The organism is Demequina sp. NBRC 110052, assembly GCF_002090075.1.
GTDB lineage: Bacteria > Actinomycetota > Actinomycetes > Actinomycetales > Demequinaceae > Demequina.
The window spans coordinates 191,243-203,709 of sequence record NZ_BBRI01000004.1 but is presented as its reverse complement, the minus strand read 5'-3'; the positions used below and the strand labels follow the sequence as shown (position 1 = coordinate 203,709).

12 protein-coding genes are annotated in these 12,467 nt (G+C 70.1%); 5 read left to right on the top strand and 7 right to left on the bottom strand.

What is annotated here, in order from left to right; translation table 11 throughout:
* Nucleotides 1-47 precede the first annotated feature (47 nt).
* Nucleotides 48-437 (bottom strand): DUF3040 domain-containing protein, encoded by a 390-nt coding sequence (locus B7K21_RS11830; protein WP_084075840.1) that lies wholly within the window; start codon nucleotides 435-437, stop codon nucleotides 48-50.
* 88 nt (nucleotides 438-525) lie between these two features.
* On the opposite strand from B7K21_RS11830, the gene B7K21_RS11825 reads away from it, so the two are divergent.
* Nucleotides 526-1,308: a spermidine synthase gene (locus B7K21_RS11825; RefSeq protein ID WP_144016212.1), complete on the top strand. Its 783-nt coding sequence runs from the start codon at nucleotides 526-528 to the stop codon at nucleotides 1,306-1,308.
* Nucleotides 1,309-1,380: 72 nt separating this feature from the next.
* On the opposite strand, the gene B7K21_RS11820 is transcribed toward B7K21_RS11825, so the two are convergent.
* Together B7K21_RS11820 and B7K21_RS11815 are read right to left on the bottom strand one after the other, a co-directional pair.
* Entirely contained in the window at nucleotides 1,381-1,584 is a 204-nt protein-coding gene (locus B7K21_RS11820) for a cold-shock protein (RefSeq protein WP_084075834.1), read from the bottom strand.
* A 213-nt stretch (nucleotides 1,585-1,797) separates the two neighbouring features.
* Nucleotides 1,798-2,706: a PAC2 family protein gene (locus B7K21_RS11815; protein ID WP_084076134.1), complete on the bottom strand. Its 909-nt coding sequence runs from the start codon at nucleotides 2,704-2,706 to the stop codon at nucleotides 1,798-1,800.
* Between the two features lie 165 nt (nucleotides 2,707-2,871).
* Between B7K21_RS11815 and B7K21_RS11810 the strand changes: the two genes are divergently transcribed.
* On the top strand, nucleotides 2,872-5,061 hold the full coding sequence (locus tag B7K21_RS11810) for an AAA family ATPase (RefSeq protein ID WP_084075832.1): 2,190 nt from the start codon (nucleotides 2,872-2,874) through the stop codon (nucleotides 5,059-5,061).
* Between the two features lie 90 nt (nucleotides 5,062-5,151).
* On the top strand, nucleotides 5,152-6,348 hold the full coding sequence (gene serA, locus B7K21_RS11805) for a phosphoglycerate dehydrogenase (protein ID WP_200806313.1): 1,197 nt from the start codon (nucleotides 5,152-5,154) through the stop codon (nucleotides 6,346-6,348).
* A gap of 78 nt (nucleotides 6,349-6,426) precedes the next feature.
* Here the strand turns inward: serA and nrdR are convergent, their stop codons facing one another.
* Both nrdR and B7K21_RS11795 read right to left on the bottom strand, forming a co-directional pair.
* Nucleotides 6,427-6,891, bottom strand: coding sequence for a transcriptional regulator NrdR (gene nrdR, locus B7K21_RS11800; RefSeq protein ID WP_084075829.1), 465 nt, complete (start codon nucleotides 6,889-6,891; stop codon nucleotides 6,427-6,429).
* A 114-nt stretch (nucleotides 6,892-7,005) separates the two neighbouring features.
* Nucleotides 7,006-7,323: a LysM peptidoglycan-binding domain-containing protein gene (locus B7K21_RS11795; protein WP_084075826.1), complete on the bottom strand. Its 318-nt coding sequence runs from the start codon at nucleotides 7,321-7,323 to the stop codon at nucleotides 7,006-7,008.
* A gap of 167 nt (nucleotides 7,324-7,490) precedes the next feature.
* On the opposite strand from B7K21_RS11795, the gene lexA reads away from it, so the two are divergent.
* Nucleotides 7,491-8,204, top strand: a complete 714-nt coding sequence (gene lexA, locus B7K21_RS11790) for a transcriptional repressor LexA (protein WP_084075824.1) — start codon at nucleotides 7,491-7,493, stop codon at nucleotides 8,202-8,204.
* A gap of 12 nt (nucleotides 8,205-8,216) precedes the next feature.
* On the opposite strand, the gene B7K21_RS11785 is transcribed toward lexA, so the two are convergent.
* Both B7K21_RS11785 and hflX read right to left on the bottom strand, forming a co-directional pair.
* Nucleotides 8,217-10,199, bottom strand: a complete 1,983-nt coding sequence (locus B7K21_RS11785; protein ID WP_084075821.1) for an ATP-dependent DNA helicase — start codon at nucleotides 10,197-10,199, stop codon at nucleotides 8,217-8,219.
* A 49-nt stretch (nucleotides 10,200-10,248) separates the two neighbouring features.
* Complete coding sequence (hflX, locus tag B7K21_RS11780; protein ID WP_084075819.1) at nucleotides 10,249-11,775, bottom strand: GTPase HflX; 1,527 nt, start codon at nucleotides 11,773-11,775, stop codon at nucleotides 10,249-10,251.
* Between the two features lie 65 nt (nucleotides 11,776-11,840).
* Between hflX and B7K21_RS11775 the strand changes: the two genes are divergently transcribed.
* Complete coding sequence (locus B7K21_RS11775) at nucleotides 11,841-12,461, top strand: class I SAM-dependent methyltransferase (RefSeq protein ID WP_084075816.1); 621 nt, start codon at nucleotides 11,841-11,843, stop codon at nucleotides 12,459-12,461.
* Nucleotides 12,462-12,467: the final 6 nt, after the last annotated feature.

Genomic DNA, 12,467 nt, shown 5'->3' with positions numbered 1-12,467 from the left:
CGCAGTGGAGTGAAGTGACGTGAAAGGGTCCGCGCGACGCGGAAGGGTCAGAGATCGCCCTGCTCGCGGCGGCGCTCGTAGCGCTCCTCGAGCCTCTGCATGAAGGACCGCTCGTCCTTGCGGCGCGCGGACTTGCCTCCGCGCGGGCCGTCGCCCTTCGAGGAGCCCTTCGCGGCTCCCTGGGTGGGCGCGGGAGCGAGGAGCGCCCACAGCGCCACGCCGATCATGACGGCGAAGCCGAGCACACCGAGCCACAGCATCTGCGAGACGGCGCCGATGACCACCACGCCCAGACCAACCAGCACGCCCAGGGCGCCGACGGCGATGCGCGCCCGCGGACGCGGACCGCGCTTCATCGCACGGCCGAGCTGAGGGTCGCTGCCGAGATCGCGCTCGAGCTGCTCGAGAACGCGCTGCTCGTACTCCGACAGCGGCATGTCGCCACCTCCTTCGACCTCGACCGGTTGGTCGTAGTGTCAGTCTAGTTCCTCGCCTGGTTCTGTACCAGCCCTTTACCCTGGGGCCATGGCACGTGCGCAGCGACCCCGAGGAGGCGTCGCTCCCCACGTCCCCCGCGGTGTTCCTTTCACCATCTCGACCGGGTCGGCCGAGCTCCGTGACGAGTCTGATGGAACAACGACTCTGTGGGTCAACAATGTTCCCAGCTCTCCCCTGCGCGAGGATCCCGCGACACTCGACTTCGAGTACATGAGGCATGCGGCCGCCGCGATCGCGGCCTGGCGTCCGCCCGCGCGCATGCTCGCGCTGCACGTTGGCGCCGCTGCCTGCGCGCTGCCGCGCCACCTGGCGCACGTGTACCCCGACTCCGGGCACATCGCCGTCGACGTCGACACGACGCTGCCCGAACTCGTGCGGACGTGGTGGGACCTGCCGCGGGCTCCGCGCCTGCGCATCCGCGCCCAGGATGGCCTGGAGGCCCTGGCGGGGCGCACTGATGACAGCCTGGACCTGGTAGTGCGGGACGCGTTCGCGGGAGCCTGGACGCCAGAGCATCTCGCCGGCGACGCATGGTGGAGCGAAGCCCGCCGGACCCTGCGGCCTCGCGGGCTCGTCGTCGCGAATGTGGGGGCACGTCCAGGGTCGCCGTCCGCAGCCTCGCGCGAAGACGTCGCCTCCGCGAGGCGCGCGTTCGGGGACGTGATCGCGATCGCCGAGCACGCCGTGCTCAAGGGCCGCCGGCGCGGGAACGTGATCCTCGTCGCGGGGCCGGTCGACGCCCCGTCGCTGCGTCGCTACGCGGCGTCGGCACCGTTGCCGACGGGCGTCCAGGAGGACTGGAACGGCTGAGGGGCGGGGCCTCACGGCCCCGCCCCTCAGCGAAGTTCCAGCGTTGCGTCCCTAGGGACGCACGTCATCCGATCAGAGCGGACGAACGTTCGACGCCTGCGGGCCCTTGGGGCCCTGCGTCACCTCGAACTCGACGCGCTGCTGCTCGTCGAGCGAGCGGTAGCCATCGGTCTCGATCGCGGAGTAGTGGACGAAGACGTCGGCACCGCCGCCGTCCTGGGCGATGAACCCAAAGCCCTTCTCTGCGTTGAACCACTTCACGGAACCCTGCGCCATGCGGGTGTCTCCCTTTGTTTGTCGTGCCCTGGGAGGGAAGCGCGACACCGTGCCGCGCTTGTCGCCGCAATGACTTCTCCCACTCATCGGAGCGGGTTCCTGCACACTACGTTCTTGCAACCAGGATCAAGTGTGTCATGCATGCGCCCCGAAAAGCGACGTGCGACCGCGATTCCCTCGGCGTGTCGCGCGCGACACGCCGAGAATGGCTGCTCAGTCGCGGCGCTGCTGGCGCAGGTACTTCTCGAACTCCTCGCCCAGTTCGTCCGCCGACGGAAGCATCCCGTCACGCAGCATCTGGTCGTCGCGCGACTCCTGGTACTCGTCATACTGCTCCTCGAGCGCCTTCACGACGGCGACGACCTCCTCCGACTCACCGAGCTGTCGCTCGATCTCGTCGTCGGCCTCCGCCGCCACGGCGTCCAGACCATGCGGCTGCAGCGCGAGCCCCGAGAGGTCCTCGAGGGACAACAGGGCGCGCTGGGCGGCCTGCGGGTAAGACGACTGGCCGAGGTAGTGCGGGACGTGCACCGCGACGTTCACCACGTCCCGGTCCCACTGGCCGAACCTGTACTCGAGCAGGTTCTGCGCGCTCGCAGGCACCGTGATGGTGCCGAAGGGGCTCGGCTGGTCGGGCAGCAGCTCCTGCCGCGTGCCGTGCACGGTCACTCCGAGCGGCCGCGTGTGAGGCGCGGCCATGGGGATCCCGTGGGTGCCCAGCGTGAGCCCCACCCGCAGCCGGTCGGCGATGTCGCGCACGGCACGGATGTAGCCCTCCCACTGGATGTCCGGCTCGAAGCCGTGCAGCAGCAGGTAGGGCGAGCCCTCCGCGTCGTGCACCATGTCGAGCACCAGATGCGGCTCGTCATACGACGTCCACTCGTTGACGGAGAACGTCATCTCGGGGCGCCGAGAGCGGTAGTCGAGCAGCTGGTCGATGTCGAACGTCGCCAGCCGCACGGGCTCGCCGATCTCCAGCAGATGCTCGGCGACCAGCAGCCCGGTCTTGCCCGCGTCGATGAAGCCGCGCAGCGAATGCACCATCACAGCACTGTCGGAGGGCGCCTCGCGCGCCCACCGCTCGACCCCGTCCGGGTCCCAGGTCACCATCGGTCGTTCCATGATCCCTCCATCATTCCACGCAGCTCCGACGCGACCGGCTGCGTTCGCGACCGGCGAGATGCCCCCGCCGTCCGACATCGCGCACATGGTCGTGCGCGGGCGTCGCGCCTGCGATAATGGATGACTGCCTTCGCCGGACAACGCACAGCACCCGAGGTGTATGCCATGCAGGATGACGCCACCGCCACCACGCACGGACTCGAGATCGAGCAGCGCGTGGTCGACACGCTGTATGGGCGCCTCGACGCGCTCCGCGCCGAAGCGGAGGCGCGCCTGGGCGAGGTCAGGCGCGAGGGCCCCTCGGGCTCGCCACAGAACCGCTCCGAGCGCGACGCGTTCGCCACGCTCTACGAGGACCGCATCGCGCAGCTCGACGCCGTCGAGGATCGGCTGTGCTTCGGACGCCTGGACATGACCGCGGGCGACACGCTCTATGTGGGCCGCATCGGACTGTCGGACGAAGAGCATGTGCCGCTCCTGACCGACTGGCGCGCGCCAGCGGCGCGGGCTTTCTACTCCGCGACCGCCGCGAACCCCGGCGGCGTCATGAACCGCCGCCACCTCACCACGCGCGGGCGCACCGTCACGGCAGTCGAGGACGACGTGCTGGACGTCGAGGCCCTGCGCGCCTCCGGCCGCGAGGGCACCCTCGCGGGCGAAGGAGCGCTGCTCGCCGCGCTCGACGCCCGACGCACGGGCCGCATGGGCGACATCGTCGCCACGATCCAGGCCGAGCAGGACGCCGTCATCCGCGCACCCATCGAGGGCGCGCTCGTGGTCCAGGGCGGCCCCGGCACCGGCAAGACCGCCGTGGCCCTGCACCGTGCCGCCTACCTGCTGTACCACCACCGCGAACAGCTCGAGCGACGCGGCGTGCTCCTCATCGGACCGTCGCGCCAGTTCCTGCGGTACATCGACCACGTGCTCCCGTCGCTCGGTGAGACGGGGGCCGTCTCGACTACCCTCGCCGGGCTCGTCAAGGGAGTCGCGATCACCGCCGTCGAGTCCGACGAGGTCGCCTCGATCAAGGGCCGCACCGACATGGCCACCGTCATCAAGAAAGCCGTGCGCGAGCGGCAGCGAGTGCCGCGAGGCGACCAGAAGGTGCGGATCGACGGGCGCACCGTCGTCATCCGTCGATCAGACATCCGCGATGCGCAGGCTCGCGCCCGACGCGACGGCCGGCCTCACAACGAGGCGCGCGCGACGTTCGCGAAGGACATGATCTCGCGGCTCACCACGCAGCTCGTCGAGCAGCTCGAGCAGACCCTCGACGCCGAGGACAGGGTCGAGGTCGAGCGCGAGATCCGCGACAACAAGAACATCCGCATCGCGATCAACCTGTGCTGGCTGCCCCTCACTCCCGCGCAGCTGCTGCGGGATCTCTTCTCCAAGGCTCACCTGCTCGACAACGCCGCGCCCGGCCTGTCCGAGGCCGAGCGCGCACTGCTGCTCAGGCCCGCATCGGCGCCGTTCACGGACGCCGACGTGCCGCTGCTCGACGAAGCTGCGGAGCTGCTCGGCGACATGCCGGGCGGCGGGCCGCGCGCCGATCAGTCGGACCTCACCGCGGAGGAGCTGCAGTACGCGAAGGACGTGATCGAGAGCTTCGGCGCCCACACCATGATCAAGGTGGACGCCGAGACGCTCGCGTCACGCATGCGCGGCACCGAGTCGAGGCTCAGCGTCGCGGAGCGCGCCGCCGCTGACCGCTCGTGGACGTACGGACACGTGGTCGTGGACGAGGCGCAGGAGCTGAGCCCCATGGCCTGGCGCATGCTCGTGCGCCGCTGCCCCACCCGCTCGTTCACGATCGTCGGCGATGTCGCACAGACTGCGTCCGCCGCTGGCGCACGCTGGTGGCCCGAGGCGATGGACCCTGTCTTCGGGGCGCATTGGAACCTGCGCGAGCTCACCGTCTCGTATCGCATCCCCTCCGCAGTGGCAGAGGCCGCGCAGTCCTTCGCACGCGCCGCAGGCCTGCCCGTGAGCGACATGAGCGCGGCGCGCGACGTGGACGACGCGGTCGCCTACCACCGAGCCGACGACGCGGTGAGCCGCGCGACGGCGCAGGCGCTCGAGCGCCAGGCCTGGCTCGACCAGGGCGACGGCGGACTCGTCGCGGTGATCGCGCCCGAGAGCCTCGCACCCCAGGTGCGCGAGCGGCTCGGCGACGGCTCCCCCATCGAGGTCATCGGCGCGGTCGCCGCCAAGGGCCTCGAGTTCGACGTCGCCGTGGTCCTCGAGCCAACCCTCATCGCCACCCGCCCAGGCGACCTGTACGTGTCGCTCACGCGACCCACGCGCCACCTCGACGTCGTGCACACAGGAGCGCTGCCCGTCGGACTCGGCTGACAGCAGCAGAGAGCGCCTGCACGAGTCCTCTCCACGCTCCCCGGCGCACCGAGTTGGGAAATCTCCTGATTGTGCGAGACGATAACGCCCGTGCGAGCACTACTACTTGAGTCCCTCCACCCCCGCGCCCACGAGATCCTCCACGGCGCAGGCATCGAGGTCGAAGCCCACGACGGCGCCATGGACGAGGACGAGCTGATCGAGGCCCTGAAGGGCGTCGAACTGCTCGGCATCCGCTCCAAGACGCATCTGACCGAGCGCGTCATCGAGGCCTCGCCCTCGCTGCTCGCGGTCGGCGCCTACTCGATCGGCACCAACCAGATCGACCTGTCGGCCGCAGCGCGCCACGGCATCGCCGCGTTCAACGCGCCGTACTCGAACACGCGCTCCGTAGTCGAGATGGCTGTGGCCGAGATGGTCTCGCTGACGCGTCGCCTCGCCGAGCACAACCGCGCGATGCACGACGGCGTCTGGTCCAAGAGCGCCATCGGCGCGCACGAGATCCGCGGGCGCACGCTTGGCATCGTCGGCTACGGCAACATCGGATCGCAGCTGTCAGTCATCGCCGAGGCGCTGGGCATGAACGTCATCTTCTTCGACATGGCCGAGAAGCTTGCGCTCGGCAACGCCACTCCCATGCCGTCGCTCCACGCCCTGCTCGCCGAGGCCGATATCGTCACGCTGCACGTGGACGGACGCCAGGGGAACTCGGGGTTCTTCGGCCGCGAGCAGTTCGAGGCCATGAAGCCAGGCGCGATGTTCCTCAACCTCTCGCGCGGCTTCATCGTGGACGTCGAGGCGCTCAAGGACGGACTCGAGTCCGGCCACATCGGCGGCGCGGCGATCGACGTGTTCCCGGTCGAGCCCAAGAAGAAGGGCGACCCGTTCGTCTCCGAGCTGCAGCACGTGCCGAACGTGATCCTCACGCCACACATCGGCGGCTCGACCGAAGAGGCGCAGCGCGACATCGGCCAGTTCGTGTCCTCGCGCCTGCGGGACTACGTCGCGCACGGCTCCACTTCGCTGTCGGTCAACCTGCCGAACCTGTCGCTCGATCAGGTGCAGGGCTCGCACCGCGTCGCTCACCTGCACGAGAACGTGCCCGGTGTGCTCGCGGCGGTCAACCAGGTGTTCGCGGAGCACGGCGTCAACATCGATGCGCAGCTGCTCGCCACGCGCGGCGAGCTCGGATACGTGGTGACGGACGTCGCCTCTGGGCTGAGCCGCGAGGCCGTCGAGGTCCTGCGGAACATGACTGGAACGGTCCAGGTGCGAGTGCTGTCCTAGCAGTGAGCACTCGGCCCACCTGGGCCACGCGGTGACACGAGCCGCTCAGGGTCTCAGCCCTGGGCGGCTCGTCTCATGTCAGCCGTCCGCGCGGGCGGCGTCCTCTTCGCGGAGCCGATCGATCGCCGCCTGGAAGTCGTCGAGGCTGTTGAAGTCCTGGTACACGCTCGCGAACCTCAGGTAGGCGATCTCATCGAGCTCCCGCAGAGGGGGCAGAATGGCGCGCCCGACCTGGAGTGCGTCCACCTCAGCCTGGCCTCCTTCGCGGAGCGTGTCCTCGACCCGGTAGGCGAGTTTCGCGAGGTCGTCGTCACTCACTGGCCTGCCCTGGCATGCCTTGCGTACGCCCGTCACCACCTTGTCGCGGCTGAATGGCTCGGCAACGCCGGACCGCTTGACGACCATCAGCGTGGCGGTCTCCACGGTAGAGAAGCGCTTCCCGCAATGGGGGCACTCGCGCCTGCGGCGAATCGACGTGCCGTCATCGGCGACACGCGAGTCGACCACGCGGGAGTCGGAGTGCCTGCAGAAGGGGCAGTACATGCCCCTACTCTCCCACGAATCACACGCGTCACGCACGCCACACCTGGTGCGACGCGCATCCACGTGCCACCCGACCGGCGGCGCGCCCGCGCGCGACCCGCCCTCCGCCGAGACTCAGCCCCGGACCGGCACCAGGATCTGCTCCCCCGCGATCAGGCCGGAGCCCTCCATGCGGTTCAGCTGGATGATGTCAGCAACCGTCACCGACACATCGCCACCGGCGGGCGTGAGCGAGGAGGCAATGTCCCACAGCGTGTCACCTGACGACACGGTGTAGGTCGACACCGAGGACTGCACGGGCTCATCCGTGCCGGCGAAGGCCTGCGGCGCGACGAGCAGCCCGACGGCGAGCAGCACGACCACCACGAGCGCGCGGCGCAGGCGCGCCACCGGGGTACGGGGTGCAGTCACGGTCACGGTTCCGATGGTCATCTCTCGCTCCTTCGAACGTATGTTCTATCGAACGTATGTTCTAGTTGTAGCACGCCGGACGCTCCGGCACAAGACACGCTCGAACATGTGTTTGATTTCGTGGTCCTGCTGCTCTACGGTCGAGACAAGACCACCACCGGGGTCTGACATCGCGAGGAGGAGCGGCCATGGCGCAGGAGCCGAACGAGCAGGGAGCGACCGTCCACGAGTTCCCGGACGTCGAGGCGAACGGCGCGCTCACGGAGCGCCAGCGCCGCATCCTCGAGCACATCCGTGACTCGGTCGCGAGCCGCGGCTACCCGCCGTCGATGCGCGAGATCGGCGAGGCGGTAGGCCTCACGTCGACGTCGTCCGTCAAGCACCAGCTCAGCGCTCTCGAGTCCAAGGGCATGCTCCGGCGCGACCCTCACCGTCCCCGCGCCATCGAGGTGGTCCTTCCCGAGGAGGTCGAGTCCACCCCCCAGACGACGGCGGCCGTGTACGCCGTGGCGGACGAAGGCGCCGGCGCGAGCGTCTCGGTTCCCCTCGTGGGCCGCATCGCGGCAGGTGGCCCGATCCTGGCGGATCAGGCGGTGGAGGACGTCTTCGCGCTCCCGCGTCAGCTGACCGGCGAGGGTGAGCTGTTCATGCTCAAGGTCTCCGGCGACTCGATGGTGGACGCCGCGATCTGCGACGGCGACTGGGTCGTCGTGCGCCGGCAGGCCTCGTGCGACAACGGGGACATCGTCGCGGCACTCCTCGACGACGAGGCGACGGTGAAGACCTTCCGACGCAAGGACGGCCAGGTGTGGCTCGTGCCGCACAACCCCGCGTACACGCCCATCGACGGCACGCACGCGCAGATCATGGGCAAGGTCGTCTCTGTGATGCGAAGGCTCTGACGAGCCGGGCGATCAGCGCCCGTCAGCGGCGGCGGTGGCATCCAGGCGGCGCAGCGCCGCCAGTACCGCGTCCCGGTCCTTCGTGGGCCATAGCGGAGGCATGGAGCGCGCGAGGAACCCGCCGTAGCGCGCGGTCGCCAGGCGCGAGTCCAGCACCGCGACGACTCCCCTGTCCTCGCGCGAGCGGATGAGCCGCCCCGCGCCCTGCGCCATGAGCAGCGCCGCATGCGTCGCACTGACCGCCATGAAGCCGTTACCTCCTCGCTGAGCCACCGCCTCGGTCCGCGCCTGTGCCACGGGATCGTCGGGTCGCGGGAACGGGATGCGGTCGATGACGACCAGTGACGCCGTCGCGCCCGGCACATCGATGCCCTGCCACAGCGAGGTCGACCCGAGCAAGCACGCGCGCGGCTCAGCCTTGAACGTCTCTACGAGGGTCGAGACCTGGTCGTCCAACTGGTTGAGCACGGGCACGTCGAGTCGCTCGCGCAGCGCCTCAGTCGCCGCCTGCGCGGCTCGATGCGAGCTGAACAGACCCAGCGTGCGACCTCCTGCGGCCTCTACGAGAGCGACGAGTTCGTCGAGTGCCTCGTCGGAGATGCCGCCGGCGGTCGGTCGCGGCAGATGCGAGGCGACGTACAGGATTCCCTGCTTCGCGTAGTCGAACGGGCTCCCCGCGTCCAGCGTCACGGGATCCTCGATGCCAAGGTGGCGGGCGATCGCCTCGAACCCGCCTCCCAGCGCGAGCGTCGCTGAGGTCATGACGGTGGCCTTCTCGGAGGCGAGCCTGCCTCCGATCAGCCCGGCGACGTCGAGCGGCGCGGCGAGAATGCGCGACGGTCGCGTCGCGTCGTAGTCGCCGTCGGGAGGCGCGAGCCAGATGACATAGCGTCCGTGCTCACCCTGGAGCTCCTCGCACACGTCGACGATCTCCGTCAGCTGCGCTGTCGCAACCTTGGCCGCGGCTCCCGCCTTCTCGGCGACCTTGGACACCTCGCTCACCAGCGTGCGGGCCGCCGCCCTCGCGAGCTCTACCGAGGCGGCGAGCGCCTCGGGCAGTCCGAGGCGCAGCCGCCCGACGTTCTCGTCACCGAGCGCCGAGTCGACGGCTCGCGCCGCACGGTCCAGGTCGTCGGTGGTGAGGCCGCAGCGCCGGGCTGCGGTCGCGGCACGGTCGAGTCCGCGGACCGTGAGCTCATGCGTCGCTGACGACGTGATTCGCTGCACGAGCTCGTGCGCCTCGTCGATGATCAGGGCATCGTGATCGCCCAGCAGGTCGTGACTCGTGGCCTGCACTCCGAGCACGGCGTGGTTCGTCACGACGATGCTCGCGCGTGCGGCATCGGCACGCGCCTTCATCGAGAAGCACTCCTGCGCCAGCGGGCACTTCGACTCGAGACACTCGCGGCCCGAGACGGAGACCTGCGCCCAGGCCCGGTGCGGCACACCCGGGACCAGGTCGTCTCGATCGCCCGTGTCGGTTTCCTCGGCCCACTCGTGCAGACGTGCGACCTGGCGGCCCAGCTCGCTCGTGGGCCCTACCTCGAACAGCTGCTCATCCTCGGGCTCGGGATAACCGCCGGCCATCTTGTGCTTGCACAGGTAGTTGGAGCGCCCCTTGAACAGCGCGACCTCGGGCCGCGAGCCGATCAGCGGCTCGAGCGCGTCGAGGACCAGCGGCAGGTCCTTCGCGTACACCTGACGCTGCAGTGCGAGCGTCGCGGTCGACACCACGACGCGCTCGTGCGCGGCGACGGCGTGAGCGACCGCAGGGACCAGGTAGCCGAGCGACTTTCCCGTGCCCGTGCCTGCCTGGACCAGCGCATGCTCGCCGCCCTGCAGAGCGTCCGCGACGACGCGCGCCATGCGCGCCTGGCCCTCACGTGGATGGCCTCCGAGGCTCTCGACCGCGCGTGCGAGGAGCGCATCGACCTCGTGGCTCGTCGCTGCGTCGGGCGCATTCAAGGCATCGTCGACCGACTCGTGCGTGGTCACCTCGCCGCACCGCGCATCCGCGGCCCACGGCGGGCCCGTCGCTCATCGCTCAACGGACGGCAGCCTCCTCGAGCCGCGCGGCGAGAGGTGCATCGACGAGCGCGACGAGGTGGGTGCCGTCGGCTTCGTGCGCTTCGTCGAGGACCTCCCCGTGCGTGTGCGCCTCGCTGACGAGGTCGCCGCGCGTGTAGGGCACGACGAGCTCGACGCGCACGGCGGGCCGCGGCAGCAGCTCGCCGATGCGCTCCAGCAGCTCGGGGATGCCCTCGCCCGTCAGGGCTGACACCTCGATGGTGGGTTCGCGCCGAGACCGCAGTTGCAGCACGGTCGCGTGGTCTGCGACATCGCACTTGTTGAGCACGAGCAGCTCGGTGACGTCGCTCGCGCCGGGCACATCGGCGAGCACCTCGTGGACCGCACGGATCTGACCCTCGGGGTCGGGATGCGAGGCGTCCACCACGTGCAGGATGAGGTCGGCGTTCGCCGCCTCCTCGAGCGTCGAGGCGAAGGCCGCCACCAGCTGGTGGGGCAGGTCCTTCACAAAGCCGACCGTGTCGGAGACGGTGAAGGCGCGCCCGTCGGGGGTCTGCGAGCGGCGCACGGTGGGGTCGAGCGTCGCGAACAGCGCGTTCTCCACGAGCACGCCCGCACCCGTGACGCGGTTGAGGATCGAGGACTTGCCCGCGTTCGTGTAGCCGACGATCGCGACGTTCGCCATGCCAAGACGACGCTCTCGCCGCACGGCGCGCGCAGGTTCCATCGCCTTGATCTGGCGGCGCAGCTGAGCCATCCGCGTGCGGATGCGGCGGCGGTCGAGCTCGATCTTCGTCTCGCCGGGTCCGCGCGAGCCGATGCCCTCACCGCCTGCGACGCGTCCGCCGGCCTGGCGGGACATCGACTCGCCCCAGCCGCGCAGTCGCGGCAGGAGGTACTCGAGCTGCGCGAGCTCGACCTGGGCCTTGCCCTCCTTGGACTTCGCATGCTGCGCGAAGATGTCCAGGATGAGCGCCGTGCGGTCGATGACCTTGATCTTGATGACATCCTCGAGCGCGCGCCGCTGGCTGGGCGCGAGGTCGTCGTTGACGATGACGGTGTCGGCTCCGAGGGCTTTGACGAGCTCGCCCACCTCGGCGGCCTTGCCCGAGCCGATGTAGGTCGCCGGGTCAGGGTTCGGGCGCCTCTGAAGCACGCCGTCGAGCACCTCGGAGCCCGCGGTCTCGGCGAGCGCGGCGAGCTCGCGCAGCGACACCTCGGCGTCCTCGAGAGTGCCGCGCGACCACTGGCCCACGAGCACGACCTTCTCGAGGCGCAGCTGGCGGTACTCGACCTCGGTGATGTCCTCAAGCTCGGTCGACAGTCCGGACACACGGCGCAGTGCGGCACGTTCCTCGCGATCGAGTTGGTCACCGTCGTAGTCGGTGGCGGCGGTCGAGCCCTGCGCGACGGCGGTGCCGGCGCGCGACAGGACCCGCTCTAGCATCGCATCGGCGCGGGAGCGGGCGGTTGGGTCGGCGGCCGCGTCGAGATCGGTGTCGATCTCGTCGGCCTCGTCGACAGGGTGCAGTCGGTCAGTCATAGATCGTCCATTGTCTCACCCCGGTGCGCCGCCGACGAGGGTCTGGGGACAGTTACGCTTCAGGCGTGAGCGAGGACCATTACTTCAGCGCGCAGCCCGCGTCGGCAGACGAGCGACGCACGATCTCCGTCTCTCTGGCGGGCCGCGAGCTCGAGCTCGAGACCGCCGGGGGCGTGTTCTCCCCTGGCCACGTGGATCTCGGCACCCAGGTGCTGCTGCGGACCGTACCCGAGCCGCGTGGCCGCGTGCTCGACCTGGGCTGCGGCTGGGGTCCCCTCGCGCTCACCGCCGCGCTGCGCGCGCCTGATGCCGTGGTCACCGCCGTGGACGTCAACCAGCGCGCGCTCGACCTCCTGCGGCGCAACGTCGCGCGCGTCGGTGCACGCCATCCGCTCGCGCCGATCGAGGCTGTCGCCGCCGACGAGGTGGATCCGCATGCGCGCTACGACACGATCTGGTCCAACCCGCCCATCCGCGTCGGGAAGGATGCGCTGCACGCGCTGCTGCGGACCTGGCTCCCCCGGCTCGCCCCTGGAGGAGAGGCCTACCTCGTGATCCAGAAGAACCTCGGCGCGGACTCCCTCGCGAAGTGGCTCTCAGCCCAGGCGCCCGACGCAGGGTGGGGGGCCGTGGAGAAGATCGCCTCGGCCAAGGGGTTCCGGGTGCTGAGGGTCGACGCCGCGTAGCGCTCG

What these genes read in the sequence shown, in the direction of transcription:
- B7K21_RS11830 (WP_084075840.1), bottom strand. Translation starts at nt 437, where the DNA reads ATGCCGCTGTCGGAGTACGAGCAGCGCGTTCTCGAGCAGCTCGAGCGC.
- B7K21_RS11820 (WP_084075834.1), bottom strand. Translation starts at nt 1,584, where the DNA reads ATGGCGCAGGGTTCCGTGAAGTGGTTCAACGCAGAGAAGGGCTTTGGG.
- B7K21_RS11795 (WP_084075826.1), bottom strand. Translation starts at nt 7,323, where the DNA reads ATGACCATCGGAACCGTGACCGTGACTGCACCCCGTACCCCGGTGGCG.
- B7K21_RS11810 (WP_084075832.1), top strand. Translation starts at nt 2,872, where the DNA reads ATGCAGGATGACGCCACCGCCACCACGCACGGACTCGAGATCGAGCAG.
- B7K21_RS11825 (WP_144016212.1), top strand. Translation starts at nt 526, where the DNA reads ATGGCACGTGCGCAGCGACCCCGAGGAGGCGTCGCTCCCCACGTCCCC.
- hflX (WP_084075819.1), bottom strand. Translation starts at nt 11,775, where the DNA reads ATGACTGACCGACTGCACCCTGTCGACGAGGCCGACGAGATCGACACC.
- lexA (WP_084075824.1), top strand. Translation starts at nt 7,491, where the DNA reads ATGGCGCAGGAGCCGAACGAGCAGGGAGCGACCGTCCACGAGTTCCCG.
- B7K21_RS11815 (WP_084076134.1), bottom strand. Translation starts at nt 2,706, where the DNA reads ATGGAACGACCGATGGTGACCTGGGACCCGGACGGGGTCGAGCGGTGG.
- nrdR (WP_084075829.1), bottom strand. Translation starts at nt 6,891, where the DNA reads ATGTACTGCCCCTTCTGCAGGCACTCCGACTCCCGCGTGGTCGACTCG.